Source organism: Paenibacillus maysiensis, assembly GCF_000520815.1.
GTDB lineage: Bacteria > Bacillota > Bacilli > Paenibacillales > Paenibacillaceae > Paenibacillus > Paenibacillus maysiensis.
Genome location: NZ_ASRY01000208.1, coordinates 1 through 22,796, shown reverse-complemented (window position 1 = coordinate 22,796; position 22,796 = coordinate 1). Strand labels below are relative to the sequence as shown.

Below are 22,796 nucleotides of genomic sequence, written 5' to 3'. Positions count from 1 at the left end.
GTTAACAGGAGGGTAATATATGAGCAATCAGACCATTCAGTGGTTTTCCACTTCCAAAGCTAAAGCTTGGCAATCCCGATCTCATCATCCTAGCAAAACCCAAGAGCCTGCCAACCTGACCATTACGGGGGAAGCGTATCAGCTCGTCGAAGGCTTTGGCGGCTGTTTTAATGAACTGGGCTATGTAGCCTTAAACCATTTGGAGAGCGACGAACGGGAGCAGGTGCTTCATTCTCTCTTCCATCCGGAGGGCGAGCACAAATTCACGATTTGCCGACTCCCTATTGGAGCCAGTGACTACGCGCTGGAATGGTACAGTCATAATGAAATGGATGGCGACGTGGAGATGAGGCATTTTTCCATCGAGCGTGATCAGCAGTATCTCATTCCTTTCATTCGGGAAGCGTTACAACTTAACCCGGACTTGAAGCTGTTCGCTTCACCCTGGAGCCCGCCGACATGGATGAAATCGCCCAAGGCTTACAATTACGGCACATTGCGCTGGGAAAAGGATATTTTGAAAGCGTATGCATTATACTTCGTCAAATTTGTGCAGGCTTACCGTGAGGCAGGCATTACGATTCATCAGGTCCATGTTCAAAATGAAGTCATTGCCGATCAAAAATTTCCTTCCTGTGTATGGACTGGTGAACAGCTTCGCGAATTTATTCGCGACTATTTAGGCCCTGCCTTCGAGGAACACGGACTAGATACGGAAATTTGGCTGGGTACCATTAACGCCCCCGATCCGTGGGAAGAATTAATGAAGAAGACTTCGACCGGTTTCGATGAATATGCCCATACCGTGCTGAGTGACCCGGAGGCCTACAAATATATTAAAGGCGTGGGCTATCAGTGGGCAGGCAAAAACGCCATCCAGCGCACCATAGCCAGCTATCCCGAGCTTCGTTACATGCAGACAGAAAATGAGTGCGGGAACGGAGAAAATTCCTGGGACTACGCCAAATATGTATATAACCTGTACCAGCACTACTTCACCAATGGCGTGAATGCTTATATTTACTGGAACATGGTTTTGGAGCCGAAAGGCAAGAGCACATGGGGATGGGAGCAAAATTCGATGATCACCGTTGACCCGGCAGATCGTAAGCGTATCCTGAACCCGGAATATTACGTGATGAAGCACTTTTCTCATTTTGTATTGCCGGGTGCGAGACGCATTGGACTCCGTGGATCATGGACGGGAAATGCCGTCGCTTTCCGCAATGCTGACGGACAAACGATAGTGGTCATTGCCAATCCATTCCACGAATCGCGTGTGCTGAATCTGTCCGCTGGAGAGGCTACGCATCATTTCGAGCTGGAGCCGGAATCATTTAACACCATCGTCATTCCTTCTTAACCGTCGTAGCTTTCCAAACACATAACTTTACGCGCCGCTGACCAGCCCATCCGTATCCAAAAGTATGGTTAGTTTCCAAAATGGATGTATCCCCTTTTGCGTATAGTAGTCATAAACAGTATACTTGGAGTAACTACGGACAGGAGGTTGATGAACATCACTACTGTAAAAGACCGGATTGATTTGAAGCTGATTAATTGTGATAAGGAATTGACCCTCGCCGTCATCGGCGGAAAATGGAAGCTGATTATTTTATGGCATCTCGGCTTGGAAGGCACCAAACGGTTCGGTGAACTGAAAAAGCTGATCCCCCACATTACACAAAAAATGCTGACTAACCAGCTGCGCGAGCTGGAGGAGGATAAGCTCATTCTTCGTAAGGTCTACCCTGTCGTCCCTCCGCATGTGGAATACTCACTGACTGAGCATGGCGAAAGCCTGATTCCGGTACTGAGAGCGATGTACAATTGGGGATCAAACTATCGCGAGAACGTGATTTGGAAAGATGAAGCGATTCAGGACGTAACGCCCGTTTAATCAGCTTAACTATATATTTTTAAGATAAAGACACACCCGGGGATACTCGGTGGTGTCTTTTTTTTCATTCTTAATCTTTTTCTGAATGAGCAGCTCCACTTGCTTCTTCCAGAGAATGAATGAGAAGTCTATGATCAATCGGTGACGACATGACAATCAGGCTCGTGTAGGTTCCATACTTATCACACTGATTGCTAAACTCTTCGAGGGTGCGCGTCGAGCCGGTCACTACTTTTAATAAATAACTGTGTTCTCCGCTTATACGGTGGCACTCGGCAACATGTGGAGATGTATGGACAAAATCAAGAAATGCATGGCAATCTCTAGTTCGAAACAATATATAGGCTGCCGTATCCTTTCCTATTTTTTCAGGAGAGATGATAGTGCGATACTCCTTGATAACCCCTTTTTCTTCCATTCGTTTAACTCGTTCTGTTACAGCAGGTTGGGACAAACCCACGCATTTCCCTAGCTCCGTCATTGAAATTCTTGCCTGACTTTGAAGATAAAAGAGGATTTGTTTGTCTATATGATCCACTTTGAATGCTCTCCTTTAAATTTAACGTTTTTATGATAAATTCATTTAATTACTTTGTATAATCATCATAATGGATTGATTGCGTTATGTAAAATGAGTGATTTAGATTATATAATTAAAATCACATCGATAAGGTGAACCAAACATGAAAAGATAGAGAGGATGGCTGCTCTTGAGCAAATACGTTTTGAATAAGGTAGGAACAGTAGCAGATTTAGAAGTACATATTGAAGAGGCTATTAATCGTACAATTGACGAAAAAAGGCTGGTTGGTGCTGGTGTACGAGTTGCGCTTAATGAGGCGCAATATTATAGTTGCGCTGCCGGATGTCCAGACCGTGAACAAAAGTCTGGAGGGACCTCTCAGTGAGCCTCTCCTTCTCCCGCAAAAATATAATTGCATTGGCTGCTATATGTTTGTCCGCATTGATGTTCGGCCTCGAAATTTCCAGTGTGCCAGTGATACTGCCAACTCTGGAAAAAGTATTGCATGGCGATCTTAAGGATATGCAATGGATTATGAACGCTTACACCATTGCATGTGCCACAGTTCTGATGGCTGTTGGAACGCTGGCTGACCGGTATGGAAGGAGGCGTATTTTTATTATCAGCCTCGTCTTGTTCGGTATTACATCCTTGATTTGTGGCTTGGCGCAAAACACATCGGTTCTGATCATCAGTCGGTTTCTTCAAGGGGTGGGTGCTGGTGCGATGCAGATTTGCCAGGTAGCAATTCTTTCACATCGGTTTCAGGAAGGACAAGAACGTAGCAAGGCCTTTGGCATATGGGGGATCGTGTTCGGTATCGGCCTCGGTTTTGGACCTATCATCGGCGGCATGATCGTGGCCGTGTTGAACTGGCATTGGGTTTTCCTGGTCCACGTTCCGTTGACCATCCTCACTTTGATTCTTGTTTTCGGTGGCATAGAGGAGTCCAGAGATCCGCAGGTGAAAAAGCTGGACATTATCGGCATCATCACGCTTTCGTTGACAGTTTTTGGCCTTGCATACTTTATCACGCAAGGGCCGGAACTCGGCCTTACCAGCAGAGCATCCATCAGCATCCTTGTTGCAGTAGCAATAAGTTTCATTGTTTTTCTATTTGCGGAAAAGCTCAGCGCCCATCCGATGTTTGACTTTTCCGTATTCAAGATACGTAATTTCTCCGGCGCTCTCCTTGGCTCCATCGGCATGAACTTCAGTTTCTGGCCGTTCATGATCTATCTGCCGATCTATTTCCAGAGTGGCCTAGGTTACGGCATCGTAGCCGCCGGGCTGTCTCTCTTGGCTTATGCGCTGCCCACCTTGTTAATTCCGCCTCTGGCAGAGCGTTTTTCGCTCCGCTATCAGCCGCGTATAGTCATTCCATCAGGTCTGTTCATCCTCGGTATGGGCTTCATTTTGATGAAATATGGCAGCGGCAGCGATCACGCCAGTTGGTTAACCATGCTCCCTGGCTCCTTGTTGGCTGGTATTGGGCTTGGCTTAACCAACACGCCTGTGACCAACACGACCACCGGCTCTGTTCCGAGTGCCCGTGCAGGCATGGCTTCCGGTATAGAAACGAGTGCCAGATTTATCAGTCTAGCCATCAACATCGCTGTGATGGGATTCATCTTGCAGGAAGGTATTCTATCTTATTTGAAGGGTGCCCTTTCCGGGACTCTCAATGCAGTGCAATTGCGGTCTGTGGCCGAAAAAATAGCCGCCGGAAATACTGAGAGTTTGCCAGAACTCTCCTCTCTGGATGCGTCTGGAGCCGTCGTCCATGCAGCGCTTGTGCACGGCTTTGGCTTGATAATGCTCTACGGCGGTATTGGTGTCTGGGTTCTAGCCGCGATCAGTTTTATGATTTTTGGACCTAAGAGAGCATAATGACAATCCCGGGGAAATCCGGGGTTGTCTTTTTTTCAATATAAAGGACTATCGGCAAGATAATAAAAGAAACGGATGCAAGTATCCGTTTTCATGAGTATTAAAAGTCGGTTTTCGTTACTTATCCTTATTTTGAGCCCCTGTGCGTGATTTACATTACATCCGCTGTGACGTATGATTCTCCCATCCCTATTTACGGTGAATCGAAGGAGGCCATTCTAGCATGAGCATGACGCTTGCCCAGCCCAAAACGTCCAAAGCAACCCAATTACGCATTGGTTCCATGGCAATCATTCAGTACGACTATCGTCAATTTCCAGACTCTAAACATGATCAACACCCCTGCTGTGGCTTGCTCACCATGTCGTGTAACGATGCTCAAGGCCGGGCAGAATATGAGCTGCCTGAAATCAAAGGAAGCTTCGACCTCGTCCGATGGGCTTCCGTGTTCACCTTGCTCAAGGGTCTATCCTTTACCGAGGCTCACCAATATATTCAGCACCACGCTGACAACTGGGGAACTGTCAAAGCAGAGCTGGCTCTGTCCGCCTTATCCGATCTGACCACCCACGTGAACCTGCAAAGTCTCTCCCCTGCAACGCCCATCGTCAAACCTCGGATTAGCCGTTCTTATCTGATCGAGCATGGTCTGGTCTACTATTCATTCTAAATCCCGCTCACAGATTAATCCCTACCCTCTCTCCAATCAGCACAAAAAAGCCTGAGACTGCTTATCACAGACCCAGGCTTTACACCCATCAGCAAATGTTTGATTATGCTTGCAGCTTACCTGCACGAATATCGTCTGTCATACCTGCGTATGGCGCTTGAGAAATCAATTTTTCGTTGTTTACACCCGCATTTTCAATGAATGTAATATCTGCAAATTCAGGGACAACATATTTAGGATAGGTTTCGTATTTTTCACGCGATTCTTCCATCAGCGGAATAAAATCGTTTTGATAGCGTACAGTGATTTCGGGATGCTCATGAACCCATTTAGGGAAGAAAATAATGCCGTGCATCCGTTTTTCCTCTGGCATAAAGTTCAGGGAAACGTCCGTACCTGTCGGTTCAGTCCACGATACCTTGTACACATTCTCCACCAGCTTCACTAGGTTGACCTTCTGGTCACGAACCCAACGTCCGCCTACCATGCCGCTATGAATGCGATAGTCGATGGTATCTTCATTTTTAATATATATTTCGTATTCCCAACCATTCTCGTAGGTGTAGATCATATGACTGCCGATAAACTTGTCCATCTTGCATCCTTCTTTCTGTATTATGAGTTTTCATGAATTTGAACATCATGCCAAAAATAATAAACATTGAATCTTAAACATGTAAATTTAAACATGTTTTTAATTACATATAAATTGTAGCACTATGGTATACTAGTGTCAAATACCGTTTTACGAGGAGAGCTACGTTGAAACGTACATTAAAATATGCCATTCTGGGCCTAATTCACAAAGAGGAAATGAGCGGCTACGATATTACGAGCCAATTCAAGAAGGAAATCGGGCAATTTTGGAGCGCCAAGCACAGTCAGATTTATCCTGAGCTCAAAAGGCTGACCGAAGAGGGGTTAATCGAATATCGCACCTCCATTACAGGAGCCAAGCTCGAAAAGAAGCTATACTGCATCACGCCCAAGGGAACCCAGGAGCTGACCGAATGGCTACTGAGTCCCAAAGATTTACCAGAAACAGAAAAGGATGAGTTTATGCTTATGCTGTATTTTTCAGCAGCCATCTCCAAGGAAGAGAACAAGCGATTGTTCGAGGATCAGATTGCCAAACGTAAAGAAAAGCTGGAGTATTTATACGAAAGTAAGACCGCACTCCGACTGCTGGACGAAAACCTTCAATCCCCCGGCTCTGAACAATTCGGACATTATCTGGTGCTGAGTCGTGCTATCAATCGGGAGGAAAGCTATATTATCTGGTTGGAAGAAACGCTGCCGTTGTTTGATTAGGCTCCAATATGAAAAAGTGATATGAAATATAAAAAACCTTTAACACCACAAAATTGATGATGTTAAAGGTTTTTTGGTAACACATCAAAATGATATCCAGTGCAATACCCGTCTCCAGATTCAGATCTTCCACCGGTCTACTGCTCCAGCAGCCCGTCAGCAGACAACCTATCAGTAGAACAGCTGTTACGATAGCTTTCCACAGGTCCTTTCCCCCTTCACCTGCACATTCGAGACATAACAAGGAATATTCCCTTCAAGGAATACTTACTTGGTGGGATAAAATTCTCATCTAATAAAAGGAATAAAATGGTTGATTTGATAGATGCCTAGCGATGTAAAAAGCCTAAATCCATGATAATATCTATTCATTCTATGACTAATGTCGCAATTTCACTGAATTTATTGTCCATTATTCGAATTTAAAAGGAGCTGTAGGTATGAAGAATCATTTTTGGAAGAAAGCCGCTGTGTTGAGTTTGTTAGCGGTCATTTTGGTTGGAGGGACCGCGGTAAGTCCCAAGCAGGCACAAGCCGCGGATATGCCTTATCTTGGAGAAATTACGATGTATCCTTACACTTTCGCTCCTAGTGGATGGCTAAAATGCGAAGGCCAAGTCTTATCTATTTCACAGAATCAGCCGTTATTCTCTCTGCTAGGCAGTAATTTCGGTGGCAATGGAACAACCACCTTTGCTTTACCTGACCTGCGTGGAGCCTCCCCGATGCCGAATGTGGATTACTACATTTCAACTCAAGGTACATTCCCACCTCGTGACTAATGAGTGTTCAAAGCGCTATGCTATTTTTCTAAAGAAGAGGTGATCGCGTGCTCGAAGGCAATAACTTCACACGCAACAAAATAAAACCCTATCATTTGCTGATTCCACTGCTGCCTATCCTCGGCGGTGCGGTTCTACTCATAGGGACGAATGAAGCTCATGCTGCTGGCTCGGAAAATGTAGTACTCAACAAACCCGTAACATCAAGCGGCTATAGCCAACCCTATGACCCCGCCAAAGCAGTGGACGGCTCTTATGAGCCCACCAGTCGCTGGTATCAAGCCAGCAATGGTGAAAAATGGCTTCAGGTAAATCTGGGAGACTGGTATATCGTGGATCGTTACGGTGTAGCAGGTATGGGGATCATTAATGGATGGCAGGATCAGCGTGATCCTTACAGTTTCCGACTGCAAACGAGCAGTGATGGAACGAATTGGGTTACCTCCGATACTGTTCAAAATAACGCTGACGCTCATTTTAGCCGAAGCATTTCCCCGGTGACTGCACGATACTTGCGTCTGTATATTGATCAAGGAAATGCGAGAAACAACCAATGGGCTTCTGTTATGGAATTTGAAGCTTATGGGGAAAGATTGCCCGTTCCACAGGCTCCAGGTCATTTTACAGGAACCCAAAAAGGAAATACGGCGGAATTGAGCTGGGATGCCGTTCCTTATGCGACTTCATACAAGGTCATCCGAAATGGTGTCACCTTGTATACAGGACCCTTAACCCAATTCACAGATTCTTCGCCATTACCTCCCGGTGCAGCTCTTTACAGCCTTCAGGCTGTGAATGTAAAGGGCGAAAGTGCTCCCGTAGAGGTCACGGTGAATATTCTGACCGATGCTGAATATGTTGCACAGGCCAAAGCTGCACTGGCTCCAGGCTTTGCATCAGGAGATTCAGCTGCTGCGGTATCACAACGGCTGACACTGCCGCTGACCGGATTGAACGATACAACGGTAAGCTGGAGTTCGGATACCCCGGATGTCATCAGCAATGAGGGCGCTGTCACACGCCCGCGCTACGATTCGGGTGATCGGAAAGTAAAGCTGACCGCGACGATTACAAAGGGAACCGCTTCGGATACCCAAACTTTTGAGGTTACCGTATTGAAGGTAGCTGCACAAGATACACTGGATCAGGCAGCAGATAGCCTGTCACTGGGCGATTTGTCTGCGGTGAAAGAAAATTTGTCTCTTCCTCTGTCCGGCTATGGTGGTACCCAGATCGAATGGTCCTCTGCCAATCCACTTGTTATTGCACCAGATGGAACACTCAGCAGACCCTCCTACATTAATGGAAATACAGATGTTACCCTGATGGCTGTCCTGCATCTCGAAGGCTTAACGAAAACTAAGAACTTCACTGCACATGTGCTCAGTCTGCCGATGAACGATATTGAAGCTGTAAACGCAGCTTACGTGGCACTTGATGTGCCCTTAACCCCCGTAACCGGAGACGTATATTTGCCGAAAGAAGGCCTAAACGGCGTTGAGGTATCGTGGACTTCGAATCACCCCGAGTTTCTGGATCACAACGGTCATGTCACGTTCCCGAGCTATGTGCAGGGCGATCAAACTATTACGCTGGAAGCTGTTCTGACAAGAGGCGGAGTTGAACTTCGAAAAACATTCAGCCTGCTCGTGCCCGCACTGCCCGTAAGTGCAGATGAAGCAGTGAATTTGGCAGCAAATACCCTGAAACTGGATTACCCACAGGGGATTAAGGATTCCATCACTTTGCCCAATACAGGAGCATTCGACACACGTATTGATTGGTCTTCGGATCAACCGGATGTTCTCAGCAGTACGGGTCAAGTAAATCGGCCGAAGTTTATAGACGGTGATGTAAATGTACAATTAATAGCAACTATATCCAAAGGCCCAACCTCTGTACAAAGAACATTCATAATCACAGTATTGAAGGCGTTACCGAATACACCCTATGTACGTTTGAACGGCAACAACCCGATCATACTGGAAGCTGGCAGCAGCTTCACCGATCCGGGAGCCAGCGTGCTGGACAGCGTGTACGGTAATATTCTGGTACCTGAACTAACAGGTATCGGCAACGTGGATACGAATACGCCCGGTGTATACGTATTGAACTATGCTTATAACGATAATTCAGGTTGGTCGGCTGAGCCAGCCGAACGCCACATAAACGTGCTGCCCCGTGCTATTGAAGCCGCAGCAGGCAATGACGCTACCGCCTCGGTGACCGTTACAGGCGCTTGGCCGGGCGCACGGCTTGAGCTGTACAGTGCCCAGCAGGAGCTGATTGCGCAAGGAACCGCTTCTGGAGAAGGGAAATATGTATTTACACCTGTTCCTGAAGGAGTCAGCTACTATGTGCTACAGATCGTGAATGGTTTGGAAAGTGCTCCCTCCAAATTAGTGTATGCACAGGGATTAACCGCCCAACGTGTAGCCGATTCCATCACAAGCCTGGCAGCACCTACTGCGAGTGATACCCTGCTCAAGCTGCCTGCTGTACCCGAAGGCTTCCGCCTGGTCATCAGCAGCACTAGCCAGCCGGATATAATTCGCACAGATGGGGCTATCTTCCCGGCAGGAACCCAAACGGCGGTTACTGTGATACTGGAGGTCACCAAGGTAAGCGATGGTTCTCATGCCCTGACACAGCCAATTGAAGTAACCGTTCCCGCAAAGGTCATTGTGGACACTGGCAATTCTAATAAAAAAGACGAGGACCATAACAACGCTGTTATCCAACAGCAGCCTGGATTTTCTGAACAAGGAAAAGCAGTCGTCCTCCATATTCCTTCTACTGCATTTCTGGATGGACAAATCAATCAGGCCCGTTTGGAAGGCAAGGCTTACGCGGATATTCATCTGGAGCAGGAAAAGAATATTAGTCAGGTTATTCTTCCCCTTTCTTCGCTGAATAAATGGGATACCATCGGAGCCTCGGTCATATCCCAATATGGAACACTGATGCTATCCAGTCATACCTTAACCGACATGGCCTCAGGTCAGCAGGACGTTACGTTGTCATTCCAGCAGGCAGATGCACAACATGCACAGCAAATACGCGATTGGGCCGGACAACAATCCAATCTGAAGCTGATCGGTGCGTCTGCGGAAATCAAGGCTAACGTTACAGGTACATCGCATATCGTTCTGCCACTGGATGCCGAATCCATCCGTGAATTGCAGGGCAAGGAACCCCAGTTTTCTATTCTCGTTATTCATGACAATGGAGAGCATGAGATTCTGAAAGGTACGGCAGTGAGGGATTCCAAAGGAAATCTGTCGGCTGTGGGTTTCGATACGACCCGGTTTAGTACCTTTGCGATTGCTGTTTCTACTGATACCAAATCTCCGTCCGATAATACAAACGTGCAGGACGGCACAGCAAATTCAGCAAGTTCGCAAGGCACAGCTCCGGTATGGCCGGATGTCCAAGGCCATTGGGCGGCGAAATCCCTGCAATCGCTGGCAGTCAAAGGCTGGATGCAAGGCTACAAAGATGGCAACATGCGTCCAGAGCGTGCGGTAAGCCGCGCAGAATTTGTATCCATACTGACCAGAGCGTTGGGAACCACTGGAGATGAGAGTGTGCCTACCTCATTTACAGATATGAAAGGGCACTGGGCTGCACCAGCCGTGGATGCCGCTCATCGTCAGGGATGGATTGAAGGGTTAAATGCTCAGACATTCGGCCCCGATGAACGTCTTACCCGTGAACAGGCAATGGTGATCCTGTCACATGCGATAGAGGATAAGGCATCTGCTTCAGGCACGGCCAAATTGCAATCCTATAAGGATGAACAGCAGATTGCTACATGGGCTTCCTCAGCCTTCGAAAAGGCTGTTTCCTCCGGTTGGGTCAGTGGATATCCTGATGGAACGCTCAAACCAAAGGCAGCCATTAGCAGAGGTGAGCTGGCTGAACTGCTGGTACGTATTTTCAAGTAAGACTGACTAAGTAGCCCTAGATTTAGATATATTATTGGATTATTCCCAAAAACAGCGCGGTTTCCGAGTTATTCGGAGACCGCGCTTTGTTTATGAATGATATGGACTAAGCTTGCGTGTCATGCTGCTGGAATCAGAAAATCGGAAGCACGCCTTAAGTGGTTTACTGCGTTTGGGCACTATGCCTGCGGAAATGGCAACACTGGTCAACGCCCGGTTTGGAAATACAGAAAATCGATATTAAAGCTTATGTACAAGCCTCCAATAATAATTCTTGTGTGGTGATTCACCCTTTTAGCTTCAGTAAATATATTGTTAATATCTGCAAAACGGGGCGATGATCCACTTGTCACCTCTACAGTAGGGAGAAATGTGAGGAGGAGATATTTGAACATGAAACACAGAAAACCGTTCAGGTTCAGTGGTGCTTCAAAAAAAGAAGAGGATTGCAAACCACCTAAAGTTAGCAGAGAAATGGAAGAACTTCTCAAGCTGATTCAGGAATTAATCGCGATCATCCCGCTCGTTTTCGCTAATCCCTCTGCGGCTAATGTATCTTCATTGCAACAGATTTTACGCCGGTTATTAGCTCTGGCGAATATCTTAAAACTTAGAGGTCCCGTTAAAGCAGATTTACTGGCGGCGTTGGAACTGGCTATCGTAGCGTCGGAAGCCACCCCTTTCTCTCCGATCGGCGTTGGAACCACATTGCAACAACTACTCGATATCTTGTTGTCTATCATTTTGCAGGAACCCATTGACCCTGCCCTTAAAGACAGTTTGATCAGTGCTATAAGAAGTGCCGGGACGGCTATCAGTATTGCATTGGGAGGCACGTCAGGCACACCCGGGCCACATGGGCCTGCCGGACCTGTTGGGCCGGGCGGTGCGCCAGGTCCTGTCGGTGGACCAGGACCAGTGGGTGCGGCAGGACCACAAGGTCCAGTTGGACCTGCTGGGCCTGTCGGAGCTGCTGGGCCTGCCGGGGCCGCCGGGCCTATCGGAGCCGCTGGCCCTATCGGAGCCGCTGGGCCAGTAGGCGCCGCCGGGGCTGCTGGAGCCACTGGGGCTACAGGTGTAACGGGTATTACAGGCGTTACTGGAGCCACCGGTTCGGGAGCGATCATTCCGTTTGCTTCTGGCGGACCTGCGATTTTGACAACCATTGCTGGCGGGTTAGTAGGAACAACGAGTTTGATCGGCTTCGGAAGCTCAGCCACAGGGGTCAGTGTTTTAGGAGGCGTCATTGATCTGACGGGTACAGTTGTCGGACCGCTGATCAACTTTGCTTTCTCCGTTCCACGGGATGGCGTAATTACATCCATTGCCGGATATTTTAGTACAACAGCTGCGCTTGCTCTAGTAGGTTCATCCTCAACGATTACTGCCCAGTTGTTTAGTTCCACAACACCTAATAACACCTTTACAGCGGTTCCCGGAGCTATAGTTACACTAGCTCCACCACTGACAGGCATCGTTCCCCTGGGTACAATTTCCAGTGGTATCACCACCGGATTGACTATACCGGTAACCGCGCAGACCCGTCTGCTTCTGGTCTTCTCCGCGACAGCTACAGGAATTTCCCTTGTGAACACTGTTGTGGGTTATGCGAGCGCAGGTATTACCATTACCTGATCCAAGAAGAAAAAAGCTCAGCAGGACTTGTTCCTGCCGAGCCTTTTTTATTGCATTAAAGTGATATTTTCACTTTTTCTCCGTCTTCCCGAATGTCGAATGTTTTGACTTGTCCAGTATCAGGCTCTTGAACCATCCCCGTCTCCAAATCAATCTTCCAATCACATAGCGGGTCATAAATGTAATGACCGGATACCATCGCTTCGGTAAGCGGCCCTCCTTTAGGATGCGGGCTGGAATTTTCAACAGCATAAAGCTTGTTCTCCGAAGTGCGGAAAACTGCGATTTCCTTATCATCCAACTGAATCGTCCGCCCAATTCTAGTTGGGAAATCCTTACTGTGACCGACGATAAGCCACTCGGCATGCTTGATCATTCGCTTGATTGCTCCCTTCTCTAGGCATGATTTAAATACATTCACACAACAGACGGTGTAACTACTTCAAATAAATTTTTGCGCGAATCAGCATCGTTGATGATCTTTTTCCATGGGTCTTCAACCTGTTGCAGCGCAAATTCAATCCGTTCTATTAAAGCCTTGCGATTATCTATATCGTGAACGACAGCCTTCCGAATCTCTTCAAGTCCGATCCGTTCAACCCATTCCGAAGTACGTTCCAGATATTGGCCTGTTTCCCGGTACAGCTGCATCACGCTTCCCACAATATCAATCAATTCAGCGTCCGTCTTCACTTTGCAAAACGAATCAGCCAACCGCGCTTTTATACCGCCATTTCCACCGATAAAGATCTCCCAGCCTCCATCATTGCCTACGATTCCGATATCTTTCGTACACGATTCTGCACAGTTGCGTGGACACCCATTAACCCCTAATTTGAATTTTGCTGGAAAATCCAGTCTTTCGAATTTCCGTTCCAGAACTTCTCCCATTCCCATCGAGTCCTGTGTGCCAAAACGGCAGAATTGCGATCCAACACAGGTTTTAACTGTACGCAGTGATTTCGCGTAGGCATATCCCGACGGCATATCGAGTTCTTCCCATACTTTAGGCAAATCCTCTTTACGGACACCAATCAGGTCTAGGCGCTGCCCTCCTGTTACTTTAACGACTTTAACGTTGTATTTAAGAGAAACATCAGCTATTTTCTTCAAATCTTCTGGGGTCGTTACACCGCCGTACATTCTTGGAACAACTGTAAACGTTCCATCCTTTTGAATGTTCGCGTGCAATCGCTCATTCACAAAACGGGAATCTTCCTCGTTTTCATAGCTATCCGGGTTAATCATCCCCAAATAATAATTCAGCGCCGGACGGCACTTGGAGCATCCTTCATCATTATGCCAACCAAGTACATTCATAACTTCACGCGTTGTTGTAAGCCCTTTGGTTCGGATAGCTTCAACAATCTCGTCCCGGTTTAATGTTGTGCAGCCACATATTCCTTGTTTGGCTGTCGTCTTGAAGCTGTCTCCAAGAACATACTGAAGAATTTGTTCAACAACCGGCTTACACCCTCCACAGGAACGTGTGGCTCCGGTGCATGCTTTAATTTCATCGACTGTGGTCAGTCCGTTTTCATTAATCGCATCGACAATTGCCTTTTTGGTCACACCGTTGCAGCCGCAGACAATTTCATCATCAGCCATAGTTTCAGCGGATGACGTTTTAGCACCGCCTTTACCACACCCAGTACCCATGATCTGTCCATAAATTTCATCCGTCATCAACGTTTGCTGCCGCACATATTTCTGGAGGCTAGCAGATTCGGTCACATCTCCGAACAGTACAGCTCCAACAATCTGGTTATCACGAAGCAGCACTTTTTTGTATGTGCGCTTCCACTCATCCTTTGCTACAATCACCGAATGTTCAGGCTGGGTCATGAAATCGCCAGCCGAGAAAACGTCCACCCCTGAAATTTTGAGCTTGGTGGAAACCACTGATCCCATATAGCCTTCAGTGTCTGCACCTGCCAAATGCTTGGCAATGATACTTCCCTGTTCAAACAACGGAGCAACCAGGCCGTAACAAATCCCGCGGTGTTCAGCACACTCCCCTACAGCATATACATCCGGCATAGAGGTCCTCATCAAGTCATCGACTACAATTCCACGTTTCGTTTCTATACCACTTTGCACAGCCACCTGAATATTTGGTTTGATCCCAACGGCCATAACGACTAAATCCGCTTCCAGTTTGCTTCCGTCCGAAAACCGCAGTCCCTGTACCCGATCCTGACCGTACACCTCTGCAGTTTGCATTTGCATGGCAAACTTGATTCCCTGACGTTCCAATTCTGCTTTCAGCATCGCAGAGGCTTCACGGTCAAGCTGACGCTCCATCAAATCCTCCATCAAATGAACGACCGTTACGTCCATACCGAGGTTGACCAAGCCTTTAGCCGCTTCCAGTCCCAACAGCCCTCCACCAATGACCGCTGCCTTTTTATAGGTTTTCGCCGCCTCAAGCATTGCCGAGCAATCGGCGATATCTCGAAAACCGATGACTCCCGGCAATTCCTTTCCCGGAATAGGCAAAATAAACGACTGGGAGCCAGTAGCCACCAAAGCTACATCGTAATTAATTTCAAGTCCGTCTTCGGTGTAAATCCTCTTTCTTTCACCATCGATGCTCCGCACCATTTTCCCAGTATATAAAGTAATACCTTGGTCCTCGTACCATTGCAAATCGTTCAATATGATATCCTCAATGGTTTTGCTGCCCTCCAGAACATAAGAGAGCATGATCCTGTTATAGTTCGGATGTGGCTCATTTCCAAGGACCGTAATTTCATATTTATCCGTTAATTTTAAAATTTGCTCGACCGTATTGATACCAGCCATTCCGTTCCCTATAACCACAAGCTTCTGTTTACTGTTTATCATATACCGGTTCCTCCATTCATTCGACGACATTTCCTACCGACGACCTCTCCTACGTTCCTATAAATATTGCTTATGCTTCTATTTTAATATAGCGGTTTGGGTTATATGTGATTTCGATCACGATATAGTTAAAATCATTAATATCGAGGGATTTCCCTATTCAAATTCAAGGGATTACCAGTGATCCCTTTTTCAATTTATGAACTCCCTATAAATCAGCAACACAGCCGCATTTCACATTTGATGTGTAAATTAATTCATTACAAGGAATACTTTATACACACCCTGTTATTCTACGGGAAATGAATGGAATCGTTTGGGGGGAGGGCATCATCATGTGGTCTAAAATAATACCTTTTATTCCTAGCTGGGTTACATTATTTCAGGCAAGCCTCGCGTTGATTGTTCCATTAGGGATTTATTATATAAACACCTCGATTTACTCACTTGTGGGTAGCAAAGGGGCGCACTCCAAGCATTCTCCTGACGGTCGGTCTGGGAATCAAGATCACAAAGCTCACACTGAGCAGCAGGAAACAGGCCCCAAAATGACAGGGGATTATGATGCCGACTTGAAATCGATCCAAGAGGCTATAGGCGAGAATAGTGATGTGCATTTTCGTGAGTTTATGGTGAAGAAATTTCATGCACGGTCCGTGTTAATCTTCATAGAAGGTATGCAGGATGAAGAGCTTATGAACAAGCAGGTATTGCAGGTCTTGATGTTTGAGGGCCAACAGGAACAGCAGGAAGGTATAAGTAACTCTTTTATAAAAGATAGCTTGATGCCACTTACGCAAGTTAGTGAAGTTGCTGATATGGAGGACCTGCAGGAGTCTATACTTTTAGGCCATACCGCGCTATTGATTGAAGGAATGAAGGAAGCACTGCTGGTCGGGTCTCCTAACGGCGCCGTACGATCAGTGAATGAACCCACCTCAGAAGCATTACTTCGGGGCCCCCGAATCGGTTTTACGGAGGTATTAAGTGAAAATACTTCAATGCTTCGACGCCAAGGCTTAAACAAAAGTCTGGAAATGAAGAAATTCCAAGTGGGAAGTCGAATCAAAAAAGATCTGGTTGTCGCGTATATAAAGGATATTGTGAATCTGGATCTCCTTGAAGAAGTAACCCGCAGAATTTCAAAAATAGACATGGATTTTTTGGCTGAATCCGGTTATGTGGAACAACTTATTGAAGACAATTATTTAAGTCCATTCCAGCAGGCTCACAACACAGAGCGCCCCGACCGTGTTATTAACGCTTTGTTGGAAGGAAGAATAGCCATTTTGCTGGATGGAACTCCCTTTGCACTTATTGTTCCGGTGACCTTCAGTATGCTGCTTCAATCACCCGAGGACTATTATGAGCGCTGGATTCCAGGAACACTTTTACGTCTGCTGCGATTTAGCGGAGCGTTTATAGCGCTTATGGGGCCTGCTTTATATATCTCTTTTATATCGTTTCATCCCGGTTTGATTCCAACCAAGCTGGTCATTAGCATCATCGAAACACGCCAAGGCGTCCCTTTCCCCTCTGTCATAGAGGTCATGATTCTGGAAATCTCTATCGAAATCCTACGGGAAGCCGGCATTCGCTTGCCCAAACCCATTGGTCCTGCGATGGGTATTGTGGGAGGCTTGGTCATCGGAGACGCTGCTGTAAATGCGGGTATCGTTAGCCCTTTCCTGGTAATTGTGGTTTCGGTTACTGCGATTTCTTCGTTTTCGATACCGACATATAGTGCGGGCATTACCTTGCGAATTTTGCGTTTTGCCGGCATGCTATTTGCAGCCATCCTGGGCATGTTCGGAACCATATTGTTCTTTCTGTTAATTTGTATCCATCTGACGAAATTGAAGAGCTTTGGTGTGCCGTACGTAACCCCCTTTTCCCCCATGCGTCTAAGCGACTGGAAGGATGTGTACATTCGGGCTCCTATATCTATGATGAAACGAAGACCTGTTATGATGAAAACTCAGCAAAAAAAACGCAGACCATGATGCCAAGATGAAGGAGGAGCTAATGTGTTTACACGCTCTGATGATAAGATCACAACTAAGCAGGCCGCTGTATTCCTGACCAATACCGTATTGGGGGCGGGGATTTTGATACTGCCGAGAAATGTAACTGAAAAGGTACAGACTCCTGATGCATGGCTTTCTGTCCTCGTCGGTGGATGTATTGTCATGTTAGTCGTCTGGCTCATGGTGAAATTAAGTCAACAGTTTCCCGGAAAGACCGTATATCAATATTCCAGAAGAATTGTGGGCACGATTCCGGGAGGATTTTTAAGTGTATTATTGATTATATATTTTGTAATCATCGCTGGCCTTGAGATTCGGGTTTTAGCTGAAGTGACGATGTTTTTTCTGCTTGAAGGCACACCTATTTGGGCGATTGTGATTCCATTTATCTGGGTAGGGAGTTACCTGGTTTTTGGAGGTATTAATCCCATCGCTCGGCTATACCAGATTGTACTTCCGATCAGTCTCTTCTTTCTGCTGCTCTGTTTTGTATTTAGCCTAAGAATTTTTGAAATTGATCATCTTCGTCCCGTATTGAGTGAGGGGATTTTACCTGTCATCAAGGGACTAAAATCGACTGTTCTTGTTTTCACTGGATGCGAAGTCGTCATGACACTGGTCGCTTTTTTGCAGCACCCTGAAAAAGCATTTAAGGCTATGGTAGTGGGGATCAGTATCCCTTGGGTTTTGTACTTTCTGACCGTAGTTATGGTGATCGGTGGGTTATCGATGGACTCCACTGTGACAAGTACTTGGCCCACCATTAATTTAATGCGCAGTTTTGAAATCCCCGGATTTCTTTTTGAACGGCTTGAGTTTCCGCTGCTGGTGATCTGGATGATGCAAATGTTTTGTAATTTTTGTAGTTTTTTCTTCAATGCATCCTTAGGGGTCTCACAGGTATTCGGTCTTAAATATCGTTATGCGATTTTTGGCTTAATTCCGATTATCTTTATCTCCACAATGACTCCTATTAGTATGATGGACGTGTTTAGCCTGAGCGGTGCGGTCGAATACATGGCAATCATTTTGTTTTTTCTGATTCCGGTACTTCTCTCCATCATTTTCATGATCAGGAAGAAGGGAATGAAGCAAAATGTGTAGACGACCTGTCCTATCATTGCTGCTTGCCTTCATTCTTCTGGTGACTCAAGTCGGCTGTTGGAGCAGCAAAGAAGTAGAGGAACTAAGCATATATACAGGACTGGCTCTGGATAAGGGGGAGCCCACTCCATTGGAGCAGGATCTGGAGAAGAAAGGCGACCGTTACTTCAAGAAAAATAAAATTACCGCCAACGTACAAATCGTCCCCAAAAAATCATCCGGAAGCACAGAGCAACAAGGCGGCGGTGGACAAGGGCGAAACTATATCAATATAGCTGGCACCGGGGATTCTTTGTTTGAAATCTTCCGGCAACTCTCTCTCCGTTTGGATCGCCCGGTTATTGGTCACCATCTAAAGGTCATGGTGGTTTCCACCGATTTGGCGAAAGAACAGACGATGCAGCAATTAATGGATTTTGTGCTACGTGATAATGATATTCGCCCGAGTTGTTTGGTCTTCTTAAGCAAGGAACGAGCAGCTAACACTTTAGTTACCAAATATGAGGACGAGATCCCATCCATTCATATTCTGTATATGCTTCGTAACCATTTCAGAACCAGTAAGGTAATGAAGGGAGTCAATTTGTCTGAATTAAATGGGTTGATGCATTCCAAAAAAAGCTATATATTACAAAGCATTACTGAATCAGATGGAGAATTAGAATTTTCAGGGGCCGGCATTATTAAAGGAGAAACGGGGCACTGGATCGGTAGTTTGGGACAACAAGATGTGGAGAGTATTGGATGGATTAAAGGGGATGTTGAGGGGGGAGCTGTCAAAACGTATGACAAGCGGAATAAAGCCATAACTTACGAAATCAAATCGGTGAAAAGCAAAATAACAACTAAGGTGACCGAGGGCAACGATATCTCGTTTCACGTAAAAATTGAATCCAAAGGACGCTTCATCGAAAACTGGGATGAGAAAGTGGACCCAACTGAGACACGAAACATGAAAGAGGCTGAGAAAGAGTTTGAAAAAGAAGTGACTCGCAGGATTAAGTCTGTTATGCACAAATTACAGTCAGAATATAAAGTCGATGTTGCCGGTTTTGGCGAACACTTATATATTGAACAACCTCGAGTATGGAAAAAAGTAAAGGACGATTGGGATTATAAATTCAGTAAAGTACCAGTAACCTTCGATATTAAGTTATCCATTACGGATTTAGGCTCATCTGCTGAATAAAGTTCTCCCTCGGTTAAAGCTTAGCAAATTACTAAGGGAGAACATCTGGCAAATTTTCAGAAGCGGCTACACGCTTAATTCAAATTGATTTTAAATACATTCCCTGCATCGCCACCCAAAACGATCAAGCCACCCTTGGGCAGTACAACCGAATTGTGATTGCTGGCAGTTGAAAAATGTACAACTACTCCGTTTTTATCATAGACAGCGAACCCTCCGCTTTTTGGAAAATCAACGGTCATCGTCTTATTGGCTGAGCTTTTGTCTATTTTGAACCATGTTGGCTTGGCCATTCGATGGTATGGTGTTCACTGATTTCCCTCCAAGGATAGGTTGAACAGCATCTTCACTGATGTAGGACTGTCCATCTATGGTTAAATACTCCGAGCCATCCTTGGAATAAAAATTTAAATCAAATGCATCTCTTCCACTCATAACAGGAATCTCAACGGCATTCATCAAGGTGACGCAGCATATTTTTAACAAGCTCTCTTTGCTTGTGCTCATCATCGCAGATAGCCACTCTATACATAAATAACATACACCTCATTCCCATGGTATGTAGCATGAAATTATAGTTCAAACAGTATACATTATTCTAATATTCCATACATAGCTTTTGGATAAAACGCAAATTCAAATCCCTCAAATGCTAGAATACAAGCTGCTCAACCGTTGCATCCAAGTGAAAAAAAGAAACCCTTGTCTCCAGAAGACAGGGTTTCTTGACTATGGATGGAGCTATTCCTGAAAAAAATCTGCCCTCTTGTCTTCACCGTGGGAACGTCGGGCAAAGTCGACAAATTGGAATTTGTCCAGGCGGTGCCGCGACTCGGTATACTGGAACAACGTGGTGTCTTCCAGATAAACATAATTACGTACTACGACCACGTGGGTATAGCTTTGGAGGTCCATCAGCCTACGATCTTCTTCGGCTGCCTCTTCTACGGAAACGACTTTTTTGGCATAGCTGATTTGAAGCTTAAGCTCTCCCTCCAGATATTCGTAGATGGAACCACTGCTAATTTCCCGGGTTAGCACCGGTACAATGTCTGATCGAAAGTAATCTTTGTCCAGTATAACGCATTCACCCTCAATCTCACGTGCGCGAATGACCTTCCAGACAAGACACCGGTGTATGTCAATCTCAAGATGGCTGGCAATGTCCTTCGGAACTGGGATCAGTTGATTTTCATGCACAATCGTACGTGATTTACGCCCAATTCGCTCAGACATCTCTTTAAAACTGACCAGTCCCCCTATTGGAAAATCCATTCGCCCAATATCCAGTACAAAAGATCCCTTGGCTTTTATTTTATGGATGTACCCATTTTGTGCAAGCAAGTGAAGTGCCTTGCGAACGGTCTCGCGCGAAGTATTATACTCGCGAGCCAGTTCGTTTTCAGAAGGCATTTTCGTGCCCGGGGCCAACTCGCCTGTCTGAATCCGTTCAGAATACTCCTGATAAATTTGCAAAAATATATTCTTTGTCAATTTTCATCACCAAGTATATTGTAGCATTCTTTCACGAGCCTGGTTACTAAAATAGACTGGGGGGATCACTTGGAATTAATCCGTATGGTCTGACAACGAATTCAAATGAATTTTCATTAAGGTATACTGCAAATCGTCCGCCTCACCCGGCAGCTCCTCAACCGATTTGACCATACTCTGACCATCCGGCACAATTATCGGTGTGATGATTGGATATCCAGATTCCCGAATGAGATCACGGTCAAATTCCATCAACAGCTGCCCTTGCTCTACGGTTTGCCCCGTCTCCACATGTATGGTGAATCCTTCGCCCTTCATTGATACCGTGTTGACCCCTACATGCACCAGAATCTGTACACCTGTCGAATGCTCCAAAATCAAGGCATGCTTGCTTTTCATCATGATGTGAATGACTTTTCCGCTGAAAGGAGCAACAATTTGACCCGCTTCCGGCTTCACTGCAATCCCTTGCCCCATCTGCCGTCCGGCAAAAGCCGGATCAGGAACCTGCTCCAATGACACTACATGCCCCAATACTGGAGTCTTGACTTCAAGCACATCGAGCGCAGCATTCTGGTGGCTCGCGTTATTGTGTATGGGACCGTTAGCGGGTGTAGCTGAATCCTGACGGCGTTTATTTAGTATTCTTCCGTACATCACAGTTAAGGTGAACGGTACAATCAGTACAATCGCCATTCCGATGAAGAATACGCCCCAATCGCTTGGGAAAATAGACAAGAAGCCTGGAATTCCTCCCACACCAATGGAAGAAGCCATCACATGATTTACAGTGAGCAGTATACCTGCCATACCAGAACCTATCATTCCGAAAACAAACGGATATTTATATCGGATATTCACCCCGAATATGGCAGGCTCGGTTATCCCCAGAAAAGCAGACACGGAAGAGGTAAAGGCCAACCCTTTCCCCTTTTGCTCTTTTAAAACCAGCATCATTGCCAGTGCTCCGGCACCTTGAGCGATATTGGACAGCGCCAGCATGGGCCACAGGAACGTCCCGCCTTGTGTACCGATTAATTGCACGTCCACCGCCAGAAAAGTATGGTGCATTCCTGTTATAACAAGCAAAGCGTAAAATCCTCCATAAATCAGTCCTCCCAAAGCAGGGGCCAAATTGAAAACGTATACAATACCCGATGTAATCGCATTGCCAATCATAAAAGTAAGCGGTCCGATCACCGTGAATGCAAGAAATCCGGTAACTAATAATGTGATCGGTGCAACGAGTAGCAGCTTAAATGAATCGGCTATTTTTTTATTGAGGAATTTTTCAATTTGTGCGAGAACGTAAGCGGATACTAAAACCGGTAACACCTGGCCTTGGTAACCGATCTTGTTCACATCCCAGCCAAACAGATTCCAGACCGGAACGGTTCCCTTTGTCACCGCATCCGCATAACTGTATGCACTTAGTAGATCCGGATGAACGAGAATCAGACCCAGCACAATCCCGAGT

Annotated in this window: 18 protein-coding genes and 1 pseudogene; 12 read left to right on the top strand and 7 right to left on the bottom strand. The window is 46.1% G+C overall.

The genetic code is table 11. From position 1 onward, the window contains the following. Positions 1-19: 19 nt before the first annotated feature. Together L696_RS0114880 and L696_RS0114875 are read left to right on the top strand one after the other, a co-directional pair. Positions 20-1,363: a glycoside hydrolase family 30 protein gene (locus L696_RS0114880; protein ID WP_025684346.1), complete on the top strand. Its 1,344-nt coding sequence runs from the start codon at positions 20-22 to the stop codon at positions 1,361-1,363. A gap of 150 nt (positions 1,364-1,513) precedes the next feature. Beyond that, complete coding sequence (locus L696_RS0114875) at positions 1,514-1,900, top strand: winged helix-turn-helix transcriptional regulator (protein WP_025684345.1); 387 nt, start codon at positions 1,514-1,516, stop codon at positions 1,898-1,900. Between the two features lie 70 nt (positions 1,901-1,970). Here L696_RS0114875 and L696_RS0114870 read toward each other — a convergent pair whose 3' ends face one another. Continuing rightward, on the bottom strand, positions 1,971-2,438 hold the full coding sequence (locus L696_RS0114870) for an Lrp/AsnC family transcriptional regulator (RefSeq protein ID WP_025684344.1): 468 nt from the start codon (positions 2,436-2,438) through the stop codon (positions 1,971-1,973). Between the two features lie 172 nt (positions 2,439-2,610). Between L696_RS0114870 and L696_RS0114865 the strand changes: the two genes are divergently transcribed. The 3 genes from L696_RS0114865 to L696_RS0114855 all read left to right on the top strand — a co-directional run bounded on the left by L696_RS0114865 (position 2,611) and on the right by L696_RS0114855 (position 4,983). Then, positions 2,611-2,808 carry a hypothetical protein gene (locus L696_RS0114865; RefSeq protein ID WP_025684343.1) on the top strand — a complete coding sequence of 66 codons (198 nt, stop codon included), beginning with the start codon at positions 2,611-2,613 and terminating at the stop codon, positions 2,806-2,808. Then, positions 2,805-4,313, top strand: a complete 1,509-nt coding sequence (locus L696_RS0114860) for an MFS transporter (RefSeq protein WP_025684342.1) — start codon at positions 2,805-2,807, stop codon at positions 4,311-4,313. The genes L696_RS0114865 and L696_RS0114860 overlap by 4 nt, the downstream gene beginning before the upstream one ends. A gap of 223 nt (positions 4,314-4,536) precedes the next feature. Continuing rightward, complete coding sequence (locus L696_RS0114855; RefSeq protein ID WP_025684341.1) at positions 4,537-4,983, top strand: hypothetical protein; 447 nt, start codon at positions 4,537-4,539, stop codon at positions 4,981-4,983. A 103-nt stretch (positions 4,984-5,086) separates the two neighbouring features. On the opposite strand, the gene L696_RS0114850 is transcribed toward L696_RS0114855, so the two are convergent. Continuing rightward, positions 5,087-5,578 carry a phenolic acid decarboxylase gene (locus L696_RS0114850; protein ID WP_014279672.1) on the bottom strand — a complete coding sequence of 164 codons (492 nt, stop codon included), beginning with the start codon at positions 5,576-5,578 and terminating at the stop codon, positions 5,087-5,089. A 167-nt stretch (positions 5,579-5,745) separates the two neighbouring features. Here L696_RS0114850 and L696_RS0114845 point away from each other — a divergent pair, with 167 nt between their 5' ends. The 4 genes from L696_RS0114845 (at position 5,746) to L696_RS0114825 (ending at position 12,658) form a co-directional block, all read left to right on the top strand. Then, positions 5,746-6,294 carry a PadR family transcriptional regulator gene (locus L696_RS0114845; protein WP_025684340.1) on the top strand — a complete coding sequence of 183 codons (549 nt, stop codon included), beginning with the start codon at positions 5,746-5,748 and terminating at the stop codon, positions 6,292-6,294. A 440-nt stretch (positions 6,295-6,734) separates the two neighbouring features. Further along, positions 6,735-7,076: a phage tail protein gene (locus tag L696_RS0114835; protein WP_025684338.1), complete on the top strand. Its 342-nt coding sequence runs from the start codon at positions 6,735-6,737 to the stop codon at positions 7,074-7,076. Between the two features lie 47 nt (positions 7,077-7,123). Then, positions 7,124-11,023, top strand: coding sequence for an immunoglobulin-like domain-containing protein (locus tag L696_RS0114830; RefSeq protein WP_025684337.1), 3,900 nt, complete (start codon positions 7,124-7,126; stop codon positions 11,021-11,023). A 393-nt stretch (positions 11,024-11,416) separates the two neighbouring features. Further along, a complete protein-coding gene (locus L696_RS0114825; protein WP_025684336.1) occupies positions 11,417-12,658 on the top strand; it encodes an exosporium glycoprotein BclB-related protein in 1,242 nt (413 codons plus the stop codon). 55 nt (positions 12,659-12,713) lie between these two features. On the opposite strand, the gene nirD is transcribed toward L696_RS0114825, so the two are convergent. Together nirD and nirB are read right to left on the bottom strand one after the other, a co-directional pair. Further along, positions 12,714-13,034 carry a nitrite reductase small subunit NirD gene (gene nirD, locus L696_RS0114820; protein ID WP_025684335.1) on the bottom strand — a complete coding sequence of 107 codons (321 nt, stop codon included), beginning with the start codon at positions 13,032-13,034 and terminating at the stop codon, positions 12,714-12,716. 41 nt (positions 13,035-13,075) lie between these two features. Continuing rightward, positions 13,076-15,505 (bottom strand): nitrite reductase large subunit NirB, encoded by a 2,430-nt coding sequence (gene nirB, locus L696_RS0114815; protein WP_025684334.1) that lies wholly within the window; start codon positions 15,503-15,505, stop codon positions 13,076-13,078. Positions 15,506-15,840: 335 nt separating this feature from the next. On the opposite strand from nirB, the gene L696_RS0114810 reads away from it, so the two are divergent. From L696_RS0114810 to L696_RS0114800, 3 genes are read left to right on the top strand one after another with little or no spacing between them, the layout of a single operon-like run. Beyond that, positions 15,841-17,508, top strand: coding sequence for a spore germination protein (locus L696_RS0114810; RefSeq protein WP_025684333.1), 1,668 nt, complete (start codon positions 15,841-15,843; stop codon positions 17,506-17,508). 24 nt (positions 17,509-17,532) lie between these two features. After that, positions 17,533-18,636: a GerAB/ArcD/ProY family transporter gene (locus tag L696_RS0114805; RefSeq protein ID WP_025684332.1), complete on the top strand. Its 1,104-nt coding sequence runs from the start codon at positions 17,533-17,535 to the stop codon at positions 18,634-18,636. Further along, on the top strand, positions 18,629-19,825 hold the full coding sequence (locus L696_RS0114800; protein WP_025684331.1) for a Ger(x)C family spore germination protein: 1,197 nt from the start codon (positions 18,629-18,631) through the stop codon (positions 19,823-19,825). The genes L696_RS0114805 and L696_RS0114800 overlap by 8 nt, the downstream gene beginning before the upstream one ends. Positions 19,826-19,899: 74 nt before the next feature. On the opposite strand, the pseudogene L696_RS29595 reads toward L696_RS0114800, so the two are convergent. From L696_RS29595 to L696_RS0114785, 3 genes and pseudogenes are all read right to left on the bottom strand, one after another. Then, a pseudogene (locus L696_RS29595) lies at positions 19,900-20,284 on the bottom strand (serine hydrolase); the annotation flags it as partial. Positions 20,285-20,566: 282 nt separating this feature from the next. Next, on the bottom strand, positions 20,567-21,319 hold the full coding sequence (treR, locus tag L696_RS0114790; RefSeq protein WP_025684329.1) for a trehalose operon repressor: 753 nt from the start codon (positions 21,317-21,319) through the stop codon (positions 20,567-20,569). Positions 21,320-21,394: 75 nt separating this feature from the next. Further along, the coding region (locus L696_RS0114785) for a PTS sugar transporter subunit IIABC family protein (protein WP_025684328.1) at positions 21,395-22,796 on the bottom strand (1,402 nt) is incomplete at its 5' end.